Source organism: Paraburkholderia sabiae (assembly GCF_030412785.1).
Taxonomy (GTDB): domain Bacteria; phylum Pseudomonadota; class Gammaproteobacteria; order Burkholderiales; family Burkholderiaceae; genus Paraburkholderia; species Paraburkholderia sabiae.
Genome location: NZ_CP125296.1, coordinates 1,647,765 through 1,672,241, shown reverse-complemented (window position 1 = coordinate 1,672,241; position 24,477 = coordinate 1,647,765). Strand labels below are relative to the sequence as shown.

At 63.8% G+C, this 24,477-nt stretch carries 23 protein-coding genes and 2 pseudogenes; 11 read left to right on the top strand and 14 right to left on the bottom strand.

Annotated features, from left to right (window positions below):
- The first annotated feature begins 11 nt into the window (after positions 1 to 11).
- Positions 12 to 1,775, top strand: a complete 1,764-nt coding sequence (locus tag QEN71_RS36995; protein ID WP_201654934.1) for a SulP family inorganic anion transporter — start codon at positions 12 to 14, stop codon at positions 1,773 to 1,775.
- Positions 1,776 to 1,797: 22 nt separating this feature from the next.
- Here QEN71_RS36995 and QEN71_RS36990 read toward each other — a convergent pair whose 3' ends face one another.
- Positions 1,798 to 2,898: a PAS domain-containing sensor histidine kinase gene (locus QEN71_RS36990; protein ID WP_201654936.1), complete on the bottom strand. Its 1,101-nt coding sequence runs from the start codon at positions 2,896 to 2,898 to the stop codon at positions 1,798 to 1,800.
- A 233-nt stretch (positions 2,899 to 3,131) separates the two neighbouring features.
- Here QEN71_RS36990 and QEN71_RS36985 point away from each other — a divergent pair, with 233 nt between their 5' ends.
- Positions 3,132 to 3,449, top strand: a complete 318-nt coding sequence (locus QEN71_RS36985; RefSeq protein WP_201655246.1) for a hypothetical protein — start codon at positions 3,132 to 3,134, stop codon at positions 3,447 to 3,449.
- A gap of 43 nt (positions 3,450 to 3,492) precedes the next feature.
- Here the strand turns inward: QEN71_RS36985 and QEN71_RS36980 are convergent, their stop codons facing one another.
- The 8 genes and pseudogenes from QEN71_RS36980 to QEN71_RS36945 form a co-directional block, all read right to left on the bottom strand.
- Positions 3,493 to 3,873: a DUF3564 domain-containing protein gene (locus tag QEN71_RS36980; RefSeq protein ID WP_201654939.1), complete on the bottom strand. Its 381-nt coding sequence runs from the start codon at positions 3,871 to 3,873 to the stop codon at positions 3,493 to 3,495.
- A gap of 167 nt (positions 3,874 to 4,040) precedes the next feature.
- Positions 4,041 to 4,961, bottom strand: a complete 921-nt coding sequence (locus QEN71_RS36975) for an Acg family FMN-binding oxidoreductase (protein WP_201654942.1) — start codon at positions 4,959 to 4,961, stop codon at positions 4,041 to 4,043.
- Positions 4,962 to 5,000: 39 nt separating this feature from the next.
- On the bottom strand, positions 5,001 to 5,804 hold the full coding sequence (fnr, locus tag QEN71_RS36970) for a fumarate/nitrate reduction transcriptional regulator Fnr (protein ID WP_201654945.1): 804 nt from the start codon (positions 5,802 to 5,804) through the stop codon (positions 5,001 to 5,003).
- 17 nt (positions 5,805 to 5,821) lie between these two features.
- On the bottom strand, positions 5,822 to 6,226 hold the full coding sequence (locus QEN71_RS36965; protein ID WP_201654948.1) for a response regulator: 405 nt from the start codon (positions 6,224 to 6,226) through the stop codon (positions 5,822 to 5,824).
- Between the two features lie 98 nt (positions 6,227 to 6,324).
- On the bottom strand, positions 6,325 to 6,972 hold the full coding sequence (locus QEN71_RS36960) for a response regulator (protein ID WP_201654951.1): 648 nt from the start codon (positions 6,970 to 6,972) through the stop codon (positions 6,325 to 6,327).
- Positions 6,969 to 8,195: pseudogene (locus QEN71_RS36955) on the bottom strand (PAS domain-containing sensor histidine kinase); the annotation flags it as partial. The gene QEN71_RS36960 and the pseudogene QEN71_RS36955, both read right to left, overlap by 4 nt.
- Positions 8,196 to 8,388: 193 nt before the next feature.
- Positions 8,389 to 9,228, bottom strand: coding sequence for a universal stress protein (locus QEN71_RS36950; protein ID WP_201654957.1), 840 nt, complete (start codon positions 9,226 to 9,228; stop codon positions 8,389 to 8,391).
- A 21-nt stretch (positions 9,229 to 9,249) separates the two neighbouring features.
- A complete protein-coding gene (locus tag QEN71_RS36945; RefSeq protein ID WP_201654960.1) occupies positions 9,250 to 10,089 on the bottom strand; it encodes a universal stress protein in 840 nt (279 codons plus the stop codon).
- Positions 10,090 to 10,321: 232 nt separating this feature from the next.
- On the opposite strand from QEN71_RS36945, the gene QEN71_RS36940 reads away from it, so the two are divergent.
- The 3 genes from QEN71_RS36940 to QEN71_RS36930 all read left to right on the top strand — a co-directional run bounded on the left by QEN71_RS36940 (position 10,322) and on the right by QEN71_RS36930 (position 12,510).
- A complete protein-coding gene (locus QEN71_RS36940) occupies positions 10,322 to 11,362 on the top strand; it encodes a zinc-dependent alcohol dehydrogenase family protein (protein WP_201654963.1) in 1,041 nt (346 codons plus the stop codon).
- Between the two features lie 86 nt (positions 11,363 to 11,448).
- Positions 11,449 to 11,976, top strand: a complete 528-nt coding sequence (locus tag QEN71_RS36935; protein WP_201654966.1) for a flavodoxin family protein — start codon at positions 11,449 to 11,451, stop codon at positions 11,974 to 11,976.
- A gap of 69 nt (positions 11,977 to 12,045) precedes the next feature.
- Positions 12,046 to 12,510 (top strand): universal stress protein, encoded by a 465-nt coding sequence (locus tag QEN71_RS36930; protein ID WP_201654969.1) that lies wholly within the window; start codon positions 12,046 to 12,048, stop codon positions 12,508 to 12,510.
- A 33-nt stretch (positions 12,511 to 12,543) separates the two neighbouring features.
- Here the strand turns inward: QEN71_RS36930 and QEN71_RS36925 are convergent.
- A pseudogene (locus QEN71_RS36925) lies at positions 12,544 to 13,241 on the bottom strand (nitroreductase family protein).
- Positions 13,242 to 13,385: 144 nt separating this feature from the next.
- Positions 13,386 to 14,342, bottom strand: a complete 957-nt coding sequence (locus tag QEN71_RS36920; protein ID WP_201654972.1) for a universal stress protein — start codon at positions 14,340 to 14,342, stop codon at positions 13,386 to 13,388.
- Positions 14,343 to 14,500: 158 nt separating this feature from the next.
- Between QEN71_RS36920 and QEN71_RS36915 the strand changes: the two genes are divergently transcribed.
- Complete coding sequence (locus QEN71_RS36915) at positions 14,501 to 15,196, top strand: CBS domain-containing protein (protein WP_201654975.1); 696 nt, start codon at positions 14,501 to 14,503, stop codon at positions 15,194 to 15,196.
- A 281-nt stretch (positions 15,197 to 15,477) separates the two neighbouring features.
- Positions 15,478 to 16,224: a glucose 1-dehydrogenase gene (locus QEN71_RS36910; RefSeq protein ID WP_201654978.1), complete on the top strand. Its 747-nt coding sequence runs from the start codon at positions 15,478 to 15,480 to the stop codon at positions 16,222 to 16,224.
- Between the two features lie 283 nt (positions 16,225 to 16,507).
- On the opposite strand, the gene QEN71_RS36905 is transcribed toward QEN71_RS36910, so the two are convergent.
- On the bottom strand, positions 16,508 to 17,917 hold the full coding sequence (locus tag QEN71_RS36905; protein ID WP_233471994.1) for an aminotransferase-like domain-containing protein: 1,410 nt from the start codon (positions 17,915 to 17,917) through the stop codon (positions 16,508 to 16,510).
- A 308-nt stretch (positions 17,918 to 18,225) separates the two neighbouring features.
- On the opposite strand from QEN71_RS36905, the gene cyoA reads away from it, so the two are divergent.
- Genes cyoA through cyoD form a run of 4 tightly spaced genes read left to right on the top strand, consistent with a single transcriptional unit; the run spans position 18,226 to position 22,089 of the window.
- Positions 18,226 to 19,086: a ubiquinol oxidase subunit II gene (gene cyoA, locus QEN71_RS36900; RefSeq protein ID WP_233471995.1), complete on the top strand. Its 861-nt coding sequence runs from the start codon at positions 18,226 to 18,228 to the stop codon at positions 19,084 to 19,086.
- Positions 19,087 to 19,091: 5 nt separating this feature from the next.
- Complete coding sequence (cyoB, locus tag QEN71_RS36895; protein WP_201654981.1) at positions 19,092 to 21,092, top strand: cytochrome o ubiquinol oxidase subunit I; 2,001 nt, start codon at positions 19,092 to 19,094, stop codon at positions 21,090 to 21,092.
- Positions 21,093 to 21,094: 2 nt separating this feature from the next.
- On the top strand, positions 21,095 to 21,709 hold the full coding sequence (gene cyoC, locus QEN71_RS36890; protein WP_201654984.1) for a cytochrome o ubiquinol oxidase subunit III: 615 nt from the start codon (positions 21,095 to 21,097) through the stop codon (positions 21,707 to 21,709).
- Positions 21,706 to 22,089: a cytochrome o ubiquinol oxidase subunit IV gene (gene cyoD / locus QEN71_RS36885; RefSeq protein ID WP_201654987.1), complete on the top strand. Its 384-nt coding sequence runs from the start codon at positions 21,706 to 21,708 to the stop codon at positions 22,087 to 22,089. Before cyoC ends, cyoD begins: the two co-directional genes overlap by 4 nt.
- Positions 22,090 to 22,191: 102 nt before the next feature.
- On the opposite strand, the gene QEN71_RS36880 is transcribed toward cyoD, so the two are convergent.
- Together QEN71_RS36880 and QEN71_RS36875 are read right to left on the bottom strand one after the other, a co-directional pair.
- Positions 22,192 to 22,593 carry a DUF934 domain-containing protein gene (locus tag QEN71_RS36880; protein WP_201654990.1) on the bottom strand — a complete coding sequence of 134 codons (402 nt, stop codon included), beginning with the start codon at positions 22,591 to 22,593 and terminating at the stop codon, positions 22,192 to 22,194.
- Positions 22,590 to 24,380 (bottom strand): nitrite/sulfite reductase, encoded by a 1,791-nt coding sequence (locus QEN71_RS36875; RefSeq protein ID WP_201655254.1) that lies wholly within the window; start codon positions 24,378 to 24,380, stop codon positions 22,590 to 22,592. The genes QEN71_RS36880 and QEN71_RS36875 overlap by 4 nt, the downstream gene beginning before the upstream one ends.
- Positions 24,381 to 24,477 lie beyond the last annotated feature (97 nt).

Below are 24,477 nucleotides of genomic sequence, written 5' to 3'. Positions count from 1 at the left end.
GAGGTTCGACGATGAGTCGCGTGACCCGCAATTCGAACCCTGCCGACACTGGCCGCCCCGGTCCGCTGATGCGCCGCGTGCCGGGCGTCGCGACGCTGCGTTCTTATCAGCGCGCCTGGCTGTCGCACGATCTGATCGCGGGCATCGTCCTCACGACGGTGCTCGTGCCCGCCGGTCTCGGCTATGCGGAGGCCGCGCGTCTGCCCGCTATCACCGGCCTCTACGCGACGATCGCGGCGATCGTCGCGTATGCGGCGTTCGGGCCGAGCCGCATCCTCGTGCTCGGTCCCGATTCGGCGCTGGCGGCGCTGATCGCGTCGATCGTGTTGCCGATGGCGGGCGGACACCCGGAGCGCGTGCTGCCGCTGGCGGGGATGCTGGCCGTGCTGTCGGGCGTCTTCTGTATCGGCGTCGGCGTGTGCCGGCTCGGCTTTCTCACCGATCTGCTGTCCAGGCCGATTCGCCAGGGCTATCTGAACGGCGTCGCGCTGACGGTCATCGTGAGCCAGGCGCCCAAGCTGCTCGGCTTCAAGGTCGAGGGCAGCAATCTGCAGCAGGAAGTCTCCGGTCTGCTGCGCGGCATCGCCGACGGCAAACTGAACGAGGTGACGTGCGTGATCGGCGGCGCGTGCCTGCTGCTGATTTTCGTATTCAGGCGCTGGTTGCCCGCCGTGCCGGGCATCCTCGTCGCCGTGGTCGGCGCGACGCTGGCCGTCGCGCTGCTCGATCTCGACAAGCGGGCGGGCGTGGCCGTGGTCGGCAACGTGCCGCAAGGTCTGCCGATGCCGTCCTTCCCCGCGATTCCGTTCGATCAGATCGTCGCGCTGGTGCCCGGCGCAATCGCGATCGGCCTGATTTCGCTTGCGGATATCAGCGTGCTGTCGCGCGTGTTCGCGGAGCGCAGCGGCACGCGCGTCGACCGCGATCAGGAACTGGTGGCGCTCGGCGCGTGCAACATCGTCGCGGGCCTGTTTCAGGGCTTTCCCGTTACGAGCAGTTCGTCGCGCACGCCCGTGGCGGAATCCGCGGGCGCGAAAACGCAGTTGACGGGCGTGGTCGCGGCGCTGTGCGTGGCGTCGTTGCTGATCTTCGCGCCGACGCTGCTACGCACGCTGCCGCAAGCCGCGCTCGGCGCCGTGGTCGTCGCGGCGGGACTCGTGCTGTTCGAAATACGCGACGTGTTCCGGCTGCTGCGCCTGCGTCGCAGCGAATTCCTGCAGTCGATGGCGTGCTTTGCGGGCGTCGCGCTGATCGGGCCGATTCAGGGCATTTTCATCGCCGTCGGACTCGCGCTGATGGCCTTCGTGTGGCGCGCGTGGCGGCCGTATGACGCCGTGCTCGGCCGCGTGTCGGGACGCAAGGGCTATCACGACATCACGCGGCATCCGGAGGCGCGGACGATTCCCGGCCTGGTGCTGTATCGCTGGGACGCGCCGCTCTTCTTCGCCAACGCGGACATTTTCCGCGACCACGTTCAGCATGCGATCGAAACAGCCGCCACGCCCGCCCGGTGGGTCGTCGTCGCAGCCGAACCGATCACGGACGTCGACGTCACGGCGAGCGACATTCTGCGCGACTTTCATGCGAGCCTGCGCGAGCGGCAGATCGAACTGTGTTTCGCCGAGATGAAGGGACCAGTGAAGGACATCCTGCGGCGCTATGGCCTGTTCGACGTCATGGGCGAAGAGCGTTTCTTCCCGACGATCGGCGTCGCCGTCGACGCGTATCTGGAGCAGCACGACGTCGAGTGGCGCGACTGGGAAGACGAAGGTTAGCTGCCGCTAAAAGGCCGCCGGGTCATTGCACGGCCGCAAAGGGCACGCGAATCGAAATACGAAAGCCCGCACCCGGCGAACTGATATACGACACGGTGCCGTGCAACTGCCTGACGCGCTCGCGGATGCCGAGCAGCCCGAACGACGTGCTGCCCGACGACGAACCGGACTTCGCGCCCACGCCGTTGTCCTCGATTTCCAGCGACAGCCGGTCGCCTTCGTGCGCCAGTTCGATGCGCACGCGGCTCGCTGCCGCGTGGCGCGCGACGTTGGTCAGCGCTTCCTGAACGATGCGAAACAGCGTGGTCGAGGCGAACTCGTTGAACTGCGGCTCGTCCGCGTCGACGTGGACCGTCGCGGCGACGCCGTAGCGCTTCGTGAAGTCTTCGGCGAGCCATTCGAGCGCGGCCGTCAAGCCGAGATCGTCGAGCAGCGGCGGACGCAGGTCGGCGGCGATACGGCGCAGCGACATCGCCATCGCGTCGATTTCCGTTTGCAGCGCGTGGGTCTGCTCGACGAGAGGCGCGGTTTCGTCCTTCGCCGCGAGGGTCGCTTCGATCAGCGCGACGCTCATTTTCAGCGCGGTGAGTTGCTGTCCGAGGTCGTCGTGCAATTCGCGCGCGATGCGCTTCTGTTCGTTTTCGCGCGTGATCTGCACTTGCGCCGACACTTCCGTGGCGCGTTCGAGTTCCGTGAGACGCATGCGATCGGTCATGTCGCGCGTCACCTTGGCGAAGCCGAGCAACGCGCCGTTCGCATCGCGCACGGCCGAAATCGTGACGTTGGCCCAGAAACGCGAACCGTCGCGCCGCACGCGCCAGCCTTCGTCTTCGACGCGTCCGGCGGCGGTGGCGATCTCCAGTTCGCGCGCTGGCTTGCCGGCGGCGATGTCTTCTTCCGTATAGAACGTCGAGAAGTGGCGGCCGATGATCTCGTCGTGCGTATAGCCCTTGATCCGCTCCGCGCCCGGATTCCAGCTCGAAACCTTGCCGTCGGCGTCGAGCATGAAGATCGCGTAATCCTGCACGGCGTCGATCAGCAGCACATAGCGGTCTTCGAGCGGGACATCCGACACGGATGCCGCTCTGGCGATGCAGGACGGCTCGTTCTTCGGCGCGGCCATTGCGGCTCCCGGCAGTGTTGATACAGACGACGCTTCGCGTATTCGAAGCTGAGTTATATCAGTTCGCCAACGCTTGATCCAGTTCGCGAACCGGGCCGAAGTGCGTTGACCTGTATCAATCGGGGCGGCGCGTGCGCCGCTACGCTGGTGATAAGTACCTGCGAGCACTGCGCTGACCTGCGCAATGAAAAGGTTCGCGCATCGAATGAAGAATGGATCGACGGGAGGCGATGATGGGCATCGGCATGCAGATTGTGTATCTCGGCTGCAGCGCGACGGCGCCGCTCGAAGCCGAAGCGGCGATGCAGCTCGTGCGTCTGCAACGGTTCGGCGCGCGGCTGTCGAACTGTCGACTGGCGATCGAAGCACTGTGTCTGCGTTCGGGCAAGCCGCTTTACGACGTGCGTCTCGATCGCGTCACGGCGACGCACGAGTTCGAGCCGATCGGCCGCTATGCGGCGGAAAATGCGGAAGAGGCCGTGCGCTGCGCATTCGACGCCGCTGAGCACACGCTGCAACAGGCGATGTTTGCATCGACGCGGCGGCGTTGATCGAAACGGATCGCCGCGTCTGCCTGAAGCAATGCAGCAGGCGTCACACTTCGTCGTCCGCAAAGACGCCGTGTTCCGGCTCCGTGTCGGTTTCGTCGATCCATTGCACATGCCATTGCCCCGCGACGGGCGCGCGGTCCGCATGCCGATACCACAGCACATCGCCCGATTCGCCTTCGAACGGTCCTTGCCGCGACAGCAGATCGAGACCCGCCAGTTCGCAGTAGACGTGTTCGTCTTCAGCGTCTGAAGCGCCGAGGATGCGCGTGCATTGCTTCGTGAGGGCCAGCTTGCCCCATTCGGGCAGATCGATGGCCGCATGTCCTTCGCGCGACCATTTGCGCGCGTCGCGATCGAGCCAGAGGATCGCATAGACAGCGGGATCGGCGCATTCGAACGTATCGAGGTGAAGAGTGATTCTCATCGACGGCTCCTTGTCGGGTACACGGGCAACGGCATGATGCGCACGAGGCGGCGCGATGCATGCCGGCGTAGATCGCACTTTCAATCTATCGCGTGTCCGTCGCCGGAAATTGAGGCACGTCAATGACGGCCGACGTCCCCCTGCGTCAAAGCGCAGCAGCCGTGGACTCAGGAGAGCACATCGGAAAGCGGACGCCGCGGCGCATGGTCGGCCTGCGGCCCGCGTCCGACGCGCAACAGCAGTTGCGGCGTCGCGTCGAGATGCAGCAGGCCGCAGATCTGCACGCGCAACGTGCTGATCTCGATCGGCTGATTGAGGTAAGAGGCCGTCAAACCTTCGCCCGCGGCGACCAGCAGCATGCGTTCGAGCGCCTGACCGGCGGCGAGCCATGCTTCACGGTCGTTGCGCGCGGTCGCAATGCCGACGATCAGCGGCGATCCGTCGACCAGATGCCGGTGCGTCGCAGGGATACCCGCGCCCGCATCGAACACGCGGACCACGGCTGACACGAGCGGCACCGCGAAATCGAGCAGACCGTCGACGGCTGCGCCATACATCGGCATGCCGTCGTCGCGGCGGCGCGGATGAATCCATGCCGCGAGTTCGCGTCTGAAGCGCGGGTCGGCGAACTGGATATGGTCCGCTTCCGCGACCAGATGCGCGACGGCCTGTCGATCAGCGCGCTCATGCAGGCAGCTGACCAGCGCGCCTTCCGCCTCGCACGCGTCGATCATTGCACGCTGTACGGCAGCGGAAATGGGCTCGTCGGCAAACGGCGCGCGCGTCGTCACGCGCTTCGTGATCGCGCCGAACAGCGGTGCGAGGGCCATGTCGCGATGACCGTGACGCGACACCATCAGCAGCGCGACGACGTCGGGATCCGCTTCCGATGGAAACAGCGTGATCGAGTAGGAGAGCCCGAAATAGCTGAGCGCGTCGACGAGAAAGCGCCATGGCTGCGCATTGTGATTGGACGGCGCGAGCACCGCGTATTGAAGCGCGAAGCGCAGTTGCTCGGACAGCGGGGCGGCATGATCGAAATGCGCTTCGTCGATCTGCCAGGCCGAATGCGGAGTAGCGTGCACCATCGGGGCGTCCTCCGGGCGAAGCATGTGTTAGAAGCGCTCTTAGACGCGCGCGAGTCCTTCGGCGTCGACGATACGGATCGTTTTGCCGTTCGCGTCCACGAGCCGCTCGCGCTGGAACTTCGAGAACATGCGGCTGACGGTTTCGAGCTTCATCCCGAGATAGCAGCCGATTTCCTCGCGGGTCATGCGCAGATGAAATTCGGCGGCCGAGAAACCGCGCGCCTTGAAACGCCGCGACAGGTTCAGCAGAAAGGTCGCCACGCGCTGTTCCGCCGACATCGTGCCGAGCAGCATCATCTGGCTCGATTCGCGGACGATCTCGCTGCTCATCATCTGATAGATGTGATGCTGCATCGGCTTCATCTCGCGGCAGATCACTTCGAGTTGCGCAAATGGAATGATGCAGACGGCGCTGTCTTCGAGCGCGATCGCATCGCAGCTATGCTGGCCCGCGCCGACGCCGTCGAGCCCGAGCGCCTCGCCGGCAATCTGGAAGCCCGTCACGTGCTCGCGTCCATCGCGATGCATCACGACCGTCTTGAACGAGCCCGCGCGCACCGCGTAAATGCTGTGGAACGCATCGCCCGCGCGATACAGCGTGTCGCCGCGTTTGACCGACCGCGTCGCGCAGATGATCGCATCGAGCCGCGCCAGTTCGGCGGCGCTCAGTTCGGCGGGCATGCACAGCGCGCGCATCGCGCATGTCGAGCAGCGCGACGCGCGCTGCGGCGTCTTGTCGGCGCGTGCTACGGGATGGATCGGGATGACGGTTGCCGCGCGCACGGTCGGACTCGTGGCGGCGACGTCGGTGTCGAGATCGCGGTCGAGGTCGGTGGCAAGCATGAGTGGCTCCTGTTCATTCACGGGCGCGCGGCGCGCGCGCGTGCGATGCCTGCGACCGTGTGGCAGGCCGCATCGAATTCAGATGTCTTGTCGAAGAAGAAATCGGCGCCCGCTGCCTCGCAGGCAGCACGGAACGCGCGCGCCGTGTGGTTCGTCAGCACGATCTTGATGATGGCGGGATGGCTGCGCGACAGCGCCTGGATCAGTTCGAGGCTGGTCCCATCGGCGAGGCGCAGGTCGAGCACGACGATGTCCGCGTCGCTGGCAAGAATGCCTTCCAGCGCGGCGTCGCCGTCTTCGGCCTCGCCGGCGATTTCGACGCCCGCGATCGCGCCGAGCAGACGCGCGAGGCGGCGTCTGACTTCGACGGCGGCATCGACGAGATAGACCTTCGAAGCAATGGCTGACACGGCGGTATCCATGTCTACCAGTATCGACGGCCTTATCTCAAAAAAGTATCGGAGATGCTTGAAGCGGGCCCAGGAACTTAGGCAGTAGCTATAGGAATATTCCTACCCCGTCAGAGATCGGCTTCGTCGTCGATCAGCTTGTGGCGGATCGCATAGCGCACGAGCCCGTTTTCGTTCGGCATCTGCATTTTTTCGAGGATGCGGGTCTTGTGCGTGCTGACGGTTTTGACGCTCAGGGAGAGTTCGTGGGCAATTTCGGTGATCGTCTGACCGCCGACGATCCGCCGGAACACGTCGAATTCGCGGTCCGACAGACGTTGATGCGGCAAGGCTTCGGCGGGTTCGTTCAGGTTCTGCGCGAAGCGCTCGGCCATCGCGAGACTGACATAGACGCCGCCCGCCGCCACCTTTGTCACGGCGCCGACCAGTTCGGCGCTCGCGCTTTCCTTTGTCATGTAGCCGGACGCGCCGGCCTTGAAAGCGCGCACCGCGTATTGCTGCTCGGCATGCATGGTCAGCACGAGAATGCGCAGCGCGGGCTTTTCGTCCTTGATCTGCCGGATCAGGTCGATGCCGTTGCGGCCGGGCATCGACAGGTCGAGCACCAGCACGTGCGCGTCGGTGGCGCGGACCAGCGCAACGGTGGTCGCGCTGTCGCAGGCCTCGCCCGCCACCTCGAATCCGCTCGCGGATTGCAGGATGTGGCGCAGCCCGTCGCGTACGAGCGTGTGGTCGTCGGCAAGCAAAACCTTGATCATGGATGCGTGTGTTCCTGTTGCACGGCCTGCAAGGGAAAAGTGACCGTCAGTGCAAAGCCTTCGTTCGCGGCCGTATCGATCTGCACGGCGCCGCCCAGCATATGGGCCCGTTCGCGCACGCCGATCAGCCCGAACGACTTGTCTTCGGCCGGGCCCGCGCCCGCGTGCGGATCGGCGGCACCACGGCCATTATCCGCGATGCGCAGCACGTAGTGCTGGCTCGCAACATGCAACGTCAGGTCGACCACGGTGGCGTCCGCGTGACGCGCGACATTCGTCAGCGCTTCCTGCACGATGCGGAACAGCGCGGTCGCGGCATCCTTCGTGAAGGCCGCGTCGTTCGCCTCGATACGCCGTTCGACCTCGATGCCGTAGCGATTCGTGAAGTCGTTCGCGAGCCAGTCGATGGCGGGCAAGAGGCCGAGATCGTCGAGCATCACGGGCCGCAGATCGGCGGCGATACGGCGCAGCGACGCCACCGTCGAGTCGATCGTGCGCAGCATGCCGCGCAGGCGCACAGCGGCGTCGTGCTCGGGCGGAGCGAGGCTGTGATTCAGCGCGTGATCGAGCGCAGACAGATCCATTTTCAGCGCGGTCAGTTGCTGCCCCAGATCGTCGTGCAATTCGCGCGCGATGCGCGTCTTTTCTTCTTCACGCACATTCTGAAGATTCGCCGACAGCCGGCGCAGTTCTTCGCGCGACTGTCTCAGCGCGTCTTCCGCTTTCACACGCTCGGTCACGTCGCGCAGCATCACCGTATAGAGCTTGCCGGCGTCTTCGCGGATCTGCGAAATGGAGGCTTCGAGCGGAAATTCCTCGCCGTTCGCGCGCAGGCCGTAGAGCACGGGCTGATGCCCCATCTGCCGCTCGGAGACGCCTGTCGCACCGAACAGCGCGACGTGCTGTGCGTGCATGTCGCGAAACCGCTGCGGGATGAAACGTGCGAGCGGCGTGCCGATTGTTTGCGCGGCAGGCACGCCGAAAATGCGCTCGGCGGTGGGATTGAAGATCACGATGTTCTGCGCTTCGTCGATGGTGATGATCGCTTCCATCGACGAGCGGATGATGCCCATCATGCGTGCTTCGTCGCGGCGGGCTTCGGGCGAAGCAAGCGCCAGGGCCGACGCCCGCGCAGCGCCGAGCGCACCGACGACAGCCCCCGCCAGCGCCAGCACGCACAGCGCCGCGACCAGCGCGAACGTCGCCGGCCGCGTATGAGCGGTGCCGTCCGACGCCACGACAGCCAGCATGACGACAACGGCGAGCACAGACGCGACGACGCTCAACGCAACGGGCGCGGCGAGCCGCGCGTTCGGCCGGATCGGGAACGCTCGAGGCTTGCGAGGAACGTCGACGTCGAATTTCATCCGGGCCTTCATCGCGAGAGACGCGCATGGCGTCTCGCCCTTGATGCCATCAATGCGACATCAGCACGGGCACCGTCATCGATTCGAGCATGGTGCGCGTGACGCCGCCGAACACGCGTTCTCGCGCGCGAGCATGGCCGTACGCGCCCATCACCAGCAGATCCGCGTGCAGGTCCGATGCGCGATTGAGCAGCGTCGCGCCCGCGCCGACGCCGACGGTATGCGGCGTCGTCGAGAACGCGGCGCGCACGCCATGCGCGTCGAGCCACGCGGCGACGTCGATGCCTTCGGGCGCTTCGTCGGGATGCTGTCCATGCACATACCCGCGCACGATTTCGATGCCGACATGGCGCGCCCGTTGCAACAAGGGCAGCGCGTCGGCGGCGGCGCGCGCCGCTTCACGGCTGCCGTCCCACGCGACCAGCACGTTTTCACCGAGCGTGCGCACCTCGCCCGCATACGGCAGGACGAGCGCGGGGCGGCCCGCGCCCAGCACCAGATCGCCGACGAAATGCGGCGCGACGAACGAGGTGGGATCGTTCGGATCTTCCTGGCCTAGCACGAGCAGATCGGCGTGCCGCGCATGCAGCATCGCGACGTCGAGCGCGGGTCCGGGCGGCGCGCGCCACTCGGCGCTGCGTCCCGCGCGCTCGGCGGCGGCAAGGAACGCGTTCTCCGCCTTCTCGCGGCGATCCGCTTCCTGCGCTTCGATCTGCGCGAACGATAGCGTTTTGTCCTGCCGGAAGATGGGCCGGAACAGATCCTGGCAAACGACGTACAGGCCAATCAGATGCGCATCCCAGCGCTGCGCGAGTTCGAGCGCGAGTGCGACGCGCGTGTCGCTTCGGCGGCTATCGTCGATATGGACGAGCAGGGTCTTGTAGCTCATGTCAGTTCCTTTTTCGTGTGCTCAATGCGACAGCAGCACGGGCACGGTCATCGACTGGAGAACGGTGCGCGTCGCGCCGCCGAGCACGAGTTCGTGCAAACGCGAATGCGCGTACGCGCCCATCACGATCATGTCGCAGCCCGTTTCGGCCGCCTGCGACAGCAGCACGTCGCCGATCGCGGTGTCGTCGTCGGCGGAAAGTTCGCGCACGTTCACCTTCACGCCGTGACGCGCGATTGTCAGCGCGATGTCGGAGCCCGGAATGCGCCACGCGGGCGGCTCGTCGCGCGTCGCGTTGACGGTGAGCAGCGTGACGTCGGCGGCATGCGAGAGGAACGGCATCGCGTCGTGGATCGCGCGCGTCGCTTCGCGGCTGCCGTCCCACGCGACGAGCACGCGTTGCCCGAGCGTCGCGTGCGCGCCGCACGCGGGCACCAGCAGGACCGGACGGCCCGCCGACATCAGCAGATGCTCGGCGAACTGATCGGCGATGAACGACTCCGGGTCTTGCGGATCGGCCTGTCCCGCGATCACGAGATCGGCGAGGCGCGCATACGGCGGCACGACGTCGTTCGCATAGCCGGGCGCGGAGATCCAGCGGGCCTCGACCTTCGCGCGCGCCGCTTCCGCATGAAAGAGGCGCTCCAGCGCTGCGCTGCGCTCGTTGCGCTGACGCTCGTGCTCCGCGTAATAGGACGCGGTGCCCGCCATCACGAAGAACGCGTGCGGATCGGGAATGTACGTGGTGAAAAGACCCGTCAGCTGCGCATGAAACTGATGCGCGAGACGCAGCGCGATTTCGAGGCGCGGATGCGCATGCGCGCCCGTATCGAGTTGCACGAGGATGTTCTTGTAACTCATCACCGTTGCTCCAGAACAGAGAGACGTGGGGCGGGCCGCGGCCCGCGATGAAATCGAGTCTACGGTCCGGCGCGCAGCCTCGATTGATGCAGATCAAGCGGTGTCGCATCGTGCATCGTTTGCCTATCATCAGGTAAGGGTAGGCATCGTTTGATCGACGTCAAGCACGTCTTCCGGCGTAAGCCTAGATTGCTCCGTGTGAACTGCTTCATACCTTCAATGGAGGACTTTTATGAAAGCACTCGTTTATCACGGTCCCGGCGAGAAGTCGCTCGACGAACGTCCGATGCCCGAACTCGCCGCGCCGACGGATGCCATCGTCCGCATGACGCGGACGACCATTTGCGGCACCGACCTGCACATCCTCAAGGGCGACGTGCCGACCTGCGAACCGGGGCGCGTCCTCGGTCATGAGGGCGTGGGCGTCGTGCACCGTCTTGGCAGCGCGGTCAGCGGCCTTGCCGTCGGCGATCACGTGCTGGTGTCGTGCATCTCGTCGTGCGGGCAGTGCGACTATTGCCGGCGCGGCATGTACTCGCATTGCACGACGGGCGGATGGATTCTCGGCAATCGGATCGACGGCACGCAGGCCGAATACGTGCGCACTCCGCATGCGCAGACGAGTCTTTACCGCATTCCCGCCGGCCTCGACGAAGAGGCGCTCGTGATGCTCTCCGACATCCTGCCGACAGGCTTCGAATGCGGCGTGCTCAACGGCAAGGTTCAGCCGGGCAGCACGGTGGCCATCGTCGGCGCGGGGCCGATCGGGCTCGCGTCGCTGCTGACGGCGCAGTTCTATTCGCCCGCGCAGATCATCATGATCGATCCCGACCCGAACCGGCTCGAAGTCGCGCAGCGTTTCGGCGCGACGGCCTGCATCGACAATCGTCACGAAGACGCCGTCGCGCAAGTCATGGCGCTGACGGAGTCGACGGGCGTGGACTGCGCGATCGAAGCCGTAGGCGTGCCCGCGACGTTCGAACTGTGCGAAGCGTTGATCGCGCCGGGCGGCACGATCGCGAATGTCGGCGTGCACGGCGTGAAGTGCGATCTGCACATCGAAAAGCTGTGGGACCGCAACATCTCGATCACAACACGTCTTGTCGATACCGTCAGCACGCCGATGCTGCTGAAAACCGTGCGCGCCGGGCGGCTCGATCCGAAGCAGCTGATCACGCATCGCTTCGCGCTCGACGACATGCTCGCGGCGTACGAAACGTTTTCCCATGCGGCAAGCACGCATGCGCTGAAGGTGCTGATCGAGGTTTCCTGATAAGCGTGTTTGATCTGCATCAGCGGTGCATCGCGGCTGCCCTTTAAGCTGGCATCACCGGCACTGCGAGAAAGGGAGTATCCGTCATGTCCGCGCCACGCAGGATCCTCGTCGTCTACTACTCGCGCAGCGGCACGACGCAGCGCATCGCGGAACTGCTCGCGTCGGAACTGGGCGCCGACATCGAAGCGATCCGCGAACAAGGCGCACACACCGCGCGTTCGGGGGCGCGCGGCTACGTGCGCTCGCTGCTCGATGCGCTGCGTCGTCGCGAAGTCCGCGTACTGGCGCCCATCCACGATCTGTCCGCCTACGACGCCATCGTGGTCGGCACGCCTGTGTGGGCCAGCCGCGCGTCCGCGCCGGCCGTCGCTTGGCTGAAGGCACAGCGCGCGCGTATCCGGCATGTCGCGCTGTTCTGCACGCTCGGCGGACGCGGCAGCAAGCCGGCGCTCGATCAGATGGCGAAGGCTGCGGGCAAGGCGCCGCTGGCCGTCTGCGCGATCACGGCGTACGACTTGCGCCGGCGTATCGACGGCACCAAGCGGCAAGGGTTCGGCCAGAAGATCCGGCATCGGCTGGCGAAGCTGGGTCAGACCGACTGGGTCGTGTGACGAATCCCTCTGTTTTTCTGGAGCGCGGCGTTGCGCTCCCACATTTGGCGCATTTCATGGAGTCTCATCATGTACAAGAAAATCCTCGTGGCCGTGGACGGCAGTCACACGTCGAAGCAGGCGGTTCAGGAAGCCGTGAAAATGGCCTCGCTGACGAGCGGGACGGTGCATGCCGTCTTTATCGTCGATACGTCGCCGCTCTTCAGCTATGCCGGATACTTCGACCCCGTCGTGTTGACGGACGCATTGCGTGCCGACGGACGTATCGCACTGGAAGATGTGCAGGTTGTTTGCAAACAGTCGGGTGTCGCGTGCGAGACCGAACTCGTCGAAACGGAGCAACTGAACGACGATGTCGCGCAGGCGCTGCAACGCTGCGCCGAAAAGACAGGCGCGGAACTCGTCGTGCTCGGCACGCATGGACGGCGCGGCGTCAAGCGGCTCGTGCTCGGCAGCGTCGCGGAGCGCTTCGTGCGGATGTCGCAATGTCCCGTGCTGCTGGTGCGCGGCAGCGAGCCGCAGGAAGAGGCCTGATTCAACGGATCGAATGTCGAACGGCGTGCGTGCTCAGCACGCCGTTGTTGCAAAGTCTTCATCTGCCGAACGAGGTCCGCGTCCGGCAGCGAAATGCCCGACCGTCTGCGCGAGCAGCGCCACCGAACCGACAGGCAGTTTCAGATTGGTGGCGAGCCCGTGCGATTCATCCAGCCGCGCGCGGCGGCTGCCAGTCCCGTCGATGCGCAATACAGGTACACGTTCTGCAGGATCGCGCCCGCGCTCGCCGACGCGAACGCTTCGCGCTGTGCGTGCGGCACGTCGTGCATGCGCGTCAGGTCCGCGACGTAGACGAGATTGACGGGCGCGTGGCCGAGGAACTCCTGATAGCCCGTCATCGCGCGCAGATCGGCGCAGGCGACGAGCGTGAGTGCGTGCGCGGCGACGTCGTATCGGTACGCGCCGCTTGCCAGCAGCACATAGATATCGATTTCATAGCCACCGAGCGCCGATGGCGCAGTGCGGCCGCCTTCACGCTCGCGGTTGACGCCGTCGGCGGCCCACAGCAGATCGCCGAGCGTGCCGTGATCGAGCGGCGTTTCCGCGAATTCGCGCGACGTCTGCCTCGCGGCGAGCGCGTCGAACAAGGGCATGCCGCCCGTGCGATGTGCGGGCGCGAAGCCGATGTAGGGAACGGGTGTGCCTTCGACAGGCCGTGGCGCGGGCGTATTGAGCAGCGCGGCGCCGATGCGGAAAAGCGGTTTGGTCATGGCGTGCCGTCCGCGCATGGAAGGCATCTTCCGCATGCGGACCTCCGAAAGAACGTAGGTCCATCGTCCCATGCTTCGCACCGGGCGGATTGATGCAGATCAAGCGCGCGGAAAGCGCTCTTCGCGACGTGCGGCGCGCTCCGCTCAGGTCGGCTGCGTCAACTCGGGCACGCGCGCCAGCAGAACGGGCGTATCGGCGAGCCTTAGCGTACGCGTCGCTACGCTGCCGAGAAACCAGCGCGCGACACCGCGCCGTCCATGCGTGCCGACGACGACCAGGTCGGCGTTCCATTGCTCCGCGTCGCGGACGATCGCATGCGGCACGTCGTCGCCTGTTCTGTGCGTTTCGATGAGCGCGGTTTCCGCCGTGCGGCCCTCGCTGGCGAAGATGCGCCCGGCGAGATCGAGCGCCACGCGTCCTTCTTCGTGGAACGCGCTTTCGAGCATGTCGACGGGCGCGATATCGAACAGATGCACCGCGCGATCGACGACGTAGATCGCACGCAACTGCGTGTCCGCCGATGCAAGCTGAAGGCCCATGCGCAGCGCGCCGAGCGAATTCGCGCTGCCGTCGAGCGCGAACAGGATGCGCTGCGGCGGCGCGTCGGTGCGGGCGCGGCAGCTTTCCGGCACGAGCAGCAGCGAACTGTTCGCGCGCCGCGTGACGGGCTCGGAGACGGCACCCTCGACCCAGCGCAGCAACCCGCGATGATGCCGTGCGCCCATCACGATCAGGTCCGCCTGCCAGTGAGCAGCAGTGTCGAGCAGCGCCTGCACCGTGTCGCCGTCGCGCTTCGACAGATCGATCACGTCCGTTTCGAGCGCACCGGAAAACAGCGCGCCGATTCGTTGCAACGCGGCGCGAGCGTCGCTGAGCAGTTCGTCGCGTGCGGCGGAGAGAAACGCCTGGGTCGCCGCGCCGAGCGGAAACAGCGTGCGCGGATTTTGCGCAACCGATATCGCGGCGATCGACGCTCGGCCGCTGAACAGCGCGTTCGTGTATTGCGCCGCGCGCAGACTCGCTTCGCCGCCGTCGACGGCCAGCAGCACGCGCTGGAATGCGCGGTCCGTGGTGCGTTCCAAATCGACTGGATTGGTCATGATGTCCTCCGCGATATATGCACATGAATCGTGCACTCACTATAGACGCTCGCACGCGGCGTTTGTGCCCGTCATCGCATGCTTCGGATCCGGTTGACTTCAATCAAACCGTCACGCTCACGTCGGCACACACTATGTCGTGTACCAAGGAGAACAACATGTTAGCTATCGATGTGATGACGCCGTCCGTGATCTGTGCGCAACCGGACATGACCGTGCAGGAAGCCGCGCAACGCCTCGTCGACAGCAGGATCAGCGGCATGCCTGTCGTGGATGCGGACGGTGCGCTGGTGGGTATCGTCAGCGAAGGCGATTTGCTGCACCGGGTCGAGACGGGAACCGAAACGAAGCGCTCGCGCTGGCTCGAACTGTTTTCGACGACGCGCGATCTTGCGAGCACGTTCATCAAGGAACATGGGCGCAAGGTCGAGGACGTGATGAGCACGACCGTGTTTTCCGTCGACGAGCAGACGCCTGTCGCGGACATCGCCGAATTGATGGAGACGCGCCGGATCAAACGCGTGCCTGTGATGCGAAGCGGCGAACTGGTCGGCATCGTCACGCGCGGCAACCTGATTCGCGCGCTGGCGAGTGCGCCCGCGCCGAAGCAAACGCAGGACGGTCCATCAGGCAGCGACCGCGAAATCGCCGACGCTATCGTCGCTGCATTACGCGGCAAACGCTGGGCGTTGCCGAAAGAAAACGTCATCGTCAAGGACGGCGTCGCGCATCTGTGGGGCGTGATCCAGTCCGAAGAAGAAGAGCAGGCGCTCTGCATTGCCGCGCTCGAAGTGAAGGGCGTGAAGGAAGCACGCGCGCATCTGAGCTATCCGACCGTCATGCCTTTGATGTGACGATTGCAGCATCGTCACGCACGTTGAACATTGCGCGCGACATTCCGCAGGACAATTCGCGTACCTTCGTCGCGCACTTTCATCGTCCGCCGCTAGAATCCACGCGAGCGGCTCGCTGTACGCGTTCATCGTCGATTGTTCGTCAGATCCTTCAAGTCAATTCGCCCTGAGCCGCTTTATTGCGGCGAATCGTCTGTCTACATTCTCTCCATCGCAGGCCGTGTGCTTCGAGAAGCACATGTCCCCGTTCAACGGTATCGAATCGATTGAGGAAACAGATCATGAGCAAGCTTGCAGGGAAAGTTGCTGTCGTCACGGGCGCATCGAAGGGCATCGGCGCGGGAATCGCGAAAGCGCTCGCCGCGCAAGGCGCTTCCGTGGTGGTCAACTACTCGAGCAGCAAAGCCGCTGCGGATGCAGTCGTCGCCGAGATTACAGCAGCGCAAGGCAAGGCGATCGCGGTTGGCGGCGATGTGTCGAAGGCGGCGGACGCAGAGGGCATCATCAATGCCGCCGTCGAAACGTATGGAAAGCTCGACATCCTCGTGAACAATTCCGGCGTCTACGAACTCGCGCCGATTGAAGAGTTCACTGAAGACCAGTTCCACCGCCAGTTCAATATCAACGTGCTCGGCCTGCTGCTCACGACGCAAGCGGCGCTCAAGCATCTGAAGGAAGGCGCGAGCATCATCAACATCAGCTCGGTCGTCACCACGATCACGCCGCCGACGAGCGCCGTCTATAGCGGCACGAAGGGCGCTGTCGACGCGATCACGGGCGTGCTGTCGCGCGAACTCGGGCCGAAACAGATTCGCGTCAACGCGATCAATCCGGGCATCGTGATCACGGAAGGCACGCACGAAGCAGGCATCGTCGGCTCCGATTTCGAAACGATGGCCGTGAGCCAGACGCCGCTGGGCCGCGTGGGTCAGCCGCGCGATATCGCGTCGATCGCGGTGTTCCTCGCTTCTGACGATTCGGGCTGGCTGACGGGCGAACGCATCGTCGCGAGCGGCGGCATGCGCTGACAGATCGACCCGTTTTCTCACTGCAATAAAAAAACCTCGGCATCTTATGGATGCCGAGGTTTAGTGCTTGCCACGCGCCATACAACATGGCTGCTGCAAAGCTCTGCGGGTTGGTGGCCTAAGCCGCGGGCACTCGCGCAGTGATCCCGACGCGCTCCGGTTAAAAGGAGGAAGGAAATGCCCGAAGCGACGTTGACGGCATTATTGTTTCGCGCGCGCCTTTCGTATAGAAGCAGTTGGCGGAGAATTCAGCGCAGCAGATGCGATACATGACGAACGCGCGCTAGATCAGCAAGCGGTCTTCATCCGACGGCTTGCGTTCGACCAGTGCCGCGAGTTTGCGCAACGCCGACGTCAATTCCGTGCGCCGTGCGCAGCCGCCGAGCGAGATGCGGATCGCGTTCGGCACGTTACCGTCCAGGCAAAACGCGGAAGAGGGCGCAACGACGAGACCTTCCGTGCGCGCCGCTGCCGCGAGGCTTTGCGCGGCCCAATGCGCGGGCAACGGCTGCCACACGTGAATCGCGCCGCTCGCCGCCGCCATGCTGACCGTCGACAGTATCTGATTCGCTGCCAGCAGACGTTCCCGCGATTCCTTCAGAATGCCCGCCAGCACTTCCGTCGCGGTGCCGTCGAGTATCCATTGCGTGACCAGTGAGGTGGTCAGTGGCGGCGACATCAGCGAGAGCGAGCGCAGCGCCTTCAAGAACGTTTCTTGCGCGCCGGCAGCAGGCAGCACGAGAAACGCCGCGCGCAAGCCGGGCGAGATGCACTTGGACAACGTCGACAGGTAATACACCTGCTGCGGCGCGAGCGTCGCAAGCGGCGCGGGTGCGTCGTCGGCGAAAAGCCAGTACGGATCGTCCTCGACCACGGGAATGTCATGGCGCGCCGCGACGGCGAGCAGATCCTTGCGACGCTCTGCGGGCATCGTTTGCGCGGTCGGGTTGCGAATGGTCGGGTTCAGATAGATGAGCCCGCCGTTCGCACGCGTGCAGGCCGCGTCGAGCGCGTCAGGCCGCATGCCGTGTTCGTCGCAGTCGATCACGTCCAGCGTGCGCCCCAGTTGCCGCGCGATCAGCGGCAGACCCGGATAAATGAGTTGCTCGGTGAAGATGGGCGCGTTCGGCTTCGTGAGCGCAAGAATCAGCGCGGCGAGTGCCGAGTGCGCACCCGGCGTCACGATCACGCGCGACGGGTCCACGCGCCCGAGAATGGGCTTTAGCCATGCCGCGCCCGCCTGACGGTCCGTGTCGCTGCCGCCGCCCAGCTGATACGTCATCAGCAGATCGATGTCGCTGCGCACGAGCACCTGCGACAGCCCGCGCCTGAGCAACACGGCAAGATCGAGATCGGCGGGGGAAGGCGGAATGTTCATGCTCAGGTCGATCTGCTGCATGAACGTCGCCTTGGGCGGCGCGATGAACGTACCGAGCGGTCCGCGCGATTCGATCAGGTTGCGTCGATGTGCTTCGGCAAAACCGCGCGTGACCGTAGTCAGATCGACGCCGATCATCTCCGCGAGCTTGCGCTGGGGCGGCAGACGGTCGCCGGGGTTCAGCCTGCCGTCCGCGACGGCGCGTTCGATCAGATCGACGATCTGCAGATAGCGCGCCTTGCCGTTCTCGGTGAAGCCGGTGATCCAGTCGGGCCGTCGCGCGGCACGCTTGCGTGAAGGTGATGAAACAGGCATGTGTGGCATCTTGTCGCGCATGTATGGCATATGTCTTACTCTAGCATGCGCCGCCATAGCCTATGTATGTATCCGCCGGAAGGCCATCGCCGTGGCGGGACAGTCGCGTCTGAATGACGGTTGGGGGATAGATGCATGGGGCTATGTAACCCGGCAACCAACCTGAAAGCATGCGCAACCCACCTACACCCGGGGGTTCTCCCCATACAGCGGGACGCTGGCCCCGCTCTCATCCAATCCGAAGACATCTCGTTCGCGCCGGTCGCGTCGTTGCGGCGGGCGCGTTGAGCCTGCTCGGCGGCTGCAGCATGGTTCTGTTCGATCCGAAAGGCGACATCGGCGTTCAGGAGAAGAACCTGATCCTGATCGCGCTCGGGCTGATGCTGCTCGTCGTGATTCCCGTGATCGCGCTGACGCTGTACTTTGCGTGGCGCTACCGCGAGTCCAACACGAAGGCGAAGTACGCGCCGACGTGGGCCCATTCGACCGCGATCGAAGTCGTCGTGTGGACGATTCCCTGCATCATCGTCGCGACCCTTGCTGTGCTGATATGGAAGACAACGCACAGCCTCGATCCATACAAGCCGCTCGAATCCGACGTGAAGCCCGTTCGCGTGGAAGTGGTCGCGCTGAACTGGAAGTGGCTGTTCATTTACCCGGACTACGGCGTGGCGTCCGTCAACCAGCTCGCGCTGCCTGTCGATACGCCTGTTGATTTCCGCTTGACGGCGGAATCGCTGATGAACTCGTTCTTCATTCCGCAACTGGGCAGCCAGGTCTACGCGATGTCCGGCATGCAGACGCAGTTGCATCTGATCGCAAACAGCGAGGGCACGTATGCGGGCCGTTCGTCGGCATTCAGCGGACCGGGCTTCTCCGATATGGACTTCAACACGGTCGTCACGAGCCGCGGCGAGTTCGATGCGTGGGTCGCACACGCAAAGGCATCGCCGAAAGCGCTCGATGTCGCCGCCTACGACGTATTGCAGCAGCCGAGCAGAAAGAACGCCGTAACGCTATATAGCAACGTGGCGCCGGGACTGTTCGACGGCATCGTCTATCAGTACATGCGCGATGCAAGCGGCCGCCCCATCTGCACGACGGCCAACGCGGACATGTACGTCAAGCCGGCACGCCTGCCTTCACACGCAGCTTTGGTATCGGAGTAGTGGAAATGTTTGGAAAACTTACGCTCGATGCGATTCCGTATCACGAGCCCATCATCATGGGCACGCTCGGCGTCGTCATTCTGGGCGGTCTCGCGTTGCTCGGCGCGATCACGTATGCGGGCAAATGGTCGTATCTGTGGAAGGAGTGGATCACGTCAGTCGATCACAAGCGGATCGGCGTGATGTACATCATTCTCGCGCTTATCATGCTGCTGCGCGGTTTCGCCGACGCGATCATGATGCGCGCACAGCAGGCCATTGCTTTTGGCGAATCAGCAGGCTATCTGCCGCCGCATCACTACGATCAGATCTTCACCGCGCACGGCGTGATCATGATCTTCTTCGTCGCCACGCCGCTGATTCTCGGCCTGATGAACGTCGTCGTGCCGCTGCAACTCGGCGCGCGTGACGTCGCGTATCCGTTCGTCAACTCGCTCGGCTTCTGGCTGTCGGTGGTCGGCGCGGTGCTGGTGATGATCTCGATGTTCGTCGGCGATTTCGCGGCGACGGGCTGGGTCGCGTATCCGCCGTTGTCGGAGCTTGGCTACAGTCCGACAACGGGCGTCGACTACTACATATGGTCGCTACAGGTCTCGGGTTTAGGCACGACGCTGAGCGGCATCAACTTCATCGTGACGATCCTGCGCATGCGCGCGCCGGGTCTGAACCTGATGAAGATGCCCGTGTTCTGCTGGACTGCATTGATCACGAACATCCTGATCGTCGCCGTGTTTCCCGTGTTGACGGGCACCCTCGCGCTGCTCACGATGGACCGCTATCTCGACATGCACTTCTTCACGAACGAGCTGGGTGGCAACGCGATGATGTACATCAACCTGATCTGGGTCTGGGGACACCCGGAGGTGTACATCCTGATCCTGCCCGCGTTCGGCGCATTCTCGGAGATCATCGCGACGTTCTCGGGCAAGCCGCTGTTCGGCTACAAGTCGATGGTGTACGCGACGTCGTCGATCGGCATTCTGTCGTTCTTCGTCTGGCTGCATCACTTCTTCACGATGGGATCGGGTGCGAACGTCAACGCGTTCTTCGGCATCATGACGTCGATCATTTCGGTGCCGACGGGCGTGAAGCTGTTCAACTGGCTGTTCACGATGTATCGCGGCCGTATCCGCTATCACTCGTCGACGCTGTGGACGATCGGCTTTATGGTGACGTTCGCCGTCGGCGGGATGACGGGCGTGCTGCTTGCGGTACCGGGCGCGGACTTCGTGCTGCACAACAGCCTGTTTCTCGTGGCGCACTTCCATAACGTGATCATCGGCGGTGTGGTGTTTGGTTGTCTCGCGGGCATCAGCTACTGGTTCCCGAAAGTGTTCGGCTTCACGCTCGACGAGTTCTGGGGCAAGGTCGCGTTCTGGTGCTGGCTGGTCGGTTACTGGCTCGCGTTCACGCCGCTGTACATCCTCGGCTTCGAAGGCATGACGCGCCGCATGAATCACTACTCGGTGCCCGAGTGGCATGTGTGGCTCGTCGTCGCGCTGGTGGGCGCCGTCGTGGTCGGCATGGGCATTCTCGCGCTGCTGATCCAGTTCGCGGTGAGCATCCGCAATCGCGAGCAGAACCGCGACGTCACGGGTGATCCGTGGAATGCGCGCAGCCTCGAATGGTCGACGGCATCGCCCGCGCCGTTCTACAACTTCGCGCACGTTCCCGTCATCACGTCGCTGGAACAGCACTGGGACGACAAGCAGTCGGGACGTGCCTACGTACAGCCGAAGCAGTACGAAGACATCCACATGCCGCGCAACACGTCGGCGGGTTTCATCATCGCGGCATTCAGCCTGCTGTTCGGCTTTGCGATGGTGTGGCACATGTGGCTGTTCGCAGCCGTCGGTCTGATCGGCATGATCGCAACGTTCATCGCGCGTTCGTACGACCAGGACGTCGATTACTACGTGCCCGCCGCGGAAGTCGAGCGGATCGAGAACGCGCGCTTCGCGCTGCTGGAAAGCGACGATCGCGAGCAAATTGCGGAGATGGCCTGACCATGACAAGCGTATCGACTTACGAGGCCGGCGATCATCACGACGCGCACGGCCATCACGACGACGGAACCCGTACCACGCTCGGGTTCTGGATTTACCTGATGAGCGACTGCCTGATCTTCGCGACGCTGTTCGCGACGTTCGGCGTGCTCGCCAATGCAACGGCAGGCGGGCCCACGGGCAAGCAGCTGTTCGAACTGCCTTATGTGCTCGGCGAAACGCTGCTGCTGCTCGCCAGCAGCTTCACGTTCGGCATGGGCATGATGAACGTCTACGCGAACCGGCGTGGCAAGGTGATCGGCTGGCTCGCTGCGACCTTCGTGCTGGGTGCCGGGTTTATCGGCATGGAAGTGTACGAGTTCGCGCACCTGGTGAGCGATGGCGCGGCGCCTTCGACGAGTGCGTTTCTGTCGAGCTACTTCACGCTCGTCGGCACGCACGGTTTGCACGTGACGACAGGTTTGCTGTGGATCGTCGTGATGATGCATCAGATCGGCAAGTTCGGTCTCACGCCCGTCACACGCCGGCGTATCGCGTGCCTGAGCCTTTTCTGGCACTTCCTCGATCTCGTGTGGATCTGTGTGTTCAGCCTTGTCTATCTGCGTGAATTTCTATGAGCAAAACATCTGAAAAGAATGCGGCGCACACGCACGATCATGATGCTTCGCACGGCAACGTGAAGAGCTATGTGGTCGGCATGCTGCTGTCGCTGGTGCTGACATTCGCATCGTTCGGCGTGGTCATGGGGCATCTTGTACCGCGTTCGATGGGACTGACGACAGTGGTCGTACTGTGCGTTGCGCAGTTGCTGGTGCAGTTGCGGTACTTCCTGCATCTGGGTTCGTCTTCGGATCAGCGCTCGAATACGGGGATTTTCGTGTGCACGGCGTTGCTGATCGCGATCATCGTGGCGGGTTCGCTGTGGGTGATCCACAACGCAAACGTGAACATGATGCCGACGCAGATTTCGGTCGAGCGCGCATTGGCGCACGATTGACAGACGTTAAAAAAGGGCGGATTTTCCGCCCTTTGTCTGCTGCGTTTTTATACCGGAGTCCGCTTCACTCGATAACGTGAAGCGGACCTCTGTTTTTGAAGCTTACTTCTCGCTCTGCCTGAACGGCGCAGCGCGAACCACATCGCCCTGATAGAACGCTGCGAAACGATCCAGTTGGCGCTGTGCATCGGCGGGATCGACGTCTGCGTTCAAAACTGCACTGGAAAAACCGGTGCGTTCCATCTGGATCAACTGATCCGCGAGCACTTCACCCGTTGCACGCAAGTCGCCTGTGAAGCCGAGCCGACGTCTGATCAGATACGCCTGACTGAACGCACGGCCATCGGTGAAGTTCGGGAAATGAAGCTCCACGCGATCCGCTTGTGCTATCGAGTCGCTATACGCGAACGGATCGGCGTCGTTGTCGAGCGCGACGATGTGCTCGACGGCATCGCCGGAATGATCGACGGCAGCGAGAATGCGGATACGTATCTGGACGTTCATGCCGAGACCTCCAGTGGCGTGCGCGCGGCGTTTGCTGCTGCCTTAAATGGATCGGCGCCGATACGCCGCACCGTTTCGATGAATCGCTCGTGACGGGGCCCCGACTGCGTTCTATGCTCGACATACGTGCGCAACACGGCATCGATTACATCGGGCACTTCATGCGCGGAGAACGATGGTCCGATCACCTTGCCCGGCTGCGCAACGCCGCTTGCATGCGATCCATCCGAGCCGCCGAGCGTCACCTGATACCACTCGGTCCCATCCTTGTCGACGCCGAGAATACCGATATGGCCACTATGGTGATGGCCGCACGAATTGATGCAGCCGCTGATGTGCAGATCCACTTCGCCGATATCTTCGAGTTCGTCCATGTCCTGATAGCGCTCGGTGATCGCTTCCGCGATGGGCAGCGAGCGCGCATTCGCAAGCGCGCAGAAATCGCCGCCCGGGCACGCAATCATGTCCGTCAGCAAACTAACATTGGCGCTGGCCAGTCCGACTTCGCGCGCGACTTCCCACAATGCGAGCAGATCGTTTTCGTGTACCCACGGCAGCACGATGTTCTGTGTATGCGTGACACGTGCCTCGCCAGCGGAAAAGCGGTCGACGAGATCGGCGACCTGATCGAGCTGATCGGCGGAAGCATCGCCGGGTGCTTGCAATAGACGCTTGAACGACAATGTGACGATGCGCCGCTGCGCGTTCTTGTGTTGCGCGACATTGCGTTCGAGCCAGCGCGCGAACGGCGGATTACGCAGCGAGGCATCGTCAATCTTCGCACGCGCGGTCGGATCAGAAGGCTTGCTGACAGACTCCGTAGCGGGTTGCACGAAATACGCGCTGACACGCTCCAGTTCAGCGTGCGGAATCGTATGCGGGCCGCCGTCATGCTCGACGATCTGACGAAATTCTTCTTCCACTTCGTCGATGTATTTCTGGCCTTCCGCCTTCACGAGTATCTTGATGCGCGCCTTGTACTTGTTGTCGCGCCGACCGTACTGGTTGTACACACGAACCACGGCTTCGATGTAGTTCATGATGTGCTGCCACGGCAAAAACTCGCGCAGCACCGTACCGATCACAGGCGTGCGTCCCATGCCGCCGCCCACCATCACACGAAAACCGAGTTCGCCGTTTTCTCCATAACGCAGCCGCAGACCGACGTCATGCCAATCGGTCGCGGCGCGGTCGTCGTCGGCACCCGTGATCGCGATCTTGAACTTGCGCGGCAGAAACGCGAACTCGGGATGCAGCGTCGTCCACTGACGCATGATTTCGGCGAAAGGGCGCGGGTCCGCGATTTCATCTGGTGCGACACCCGCGCGCTCATCGCACGAAATGTTGCGGATGCAGTTGCCGCTCGTCTGGATGCCGTGCATGTTGACGGTCGCGAGCAGGTCCATCACGTCGGCGGCCTTCGCCAGTGGAATCCAGTTGAACTGCACGTTGGTGCGCGTCGTGAAGTGCGCGTGATGCGTCGGCAGGCGAACCGTGCCGAGCTTGCGCTGCGCGTCCAGCGCCTGTCGATAGACATCCGCTTCGGGCGCGTCGTACTCGCGCGCCACGCGTGCGAGCACGCGCAGTTGCGCGCTCGACAGCTCGCCGTACGGCACGGCGACGCGCAGCATCGGCGCGTGCCGCTGCACGTACCAGCCGTTTTGGAGCCGCAAGGGACGGAAGGCGTCTTCGCTCAACCGGCCGTCCTGCCATCGTTCGATCTGATCGCGGAACTGCGCGGCCCGATTGAGCAGAAATGCTTTGTCAAACTCGTTGTACTGATACATGGCTAACCTGGAGGACGGCGCGGGCATGCATGCGATGCTTGCGCCTGGGGGATGCGGAACGGCGGCCGAAACCATCGGGCTATCGTTCCGCCGGGGA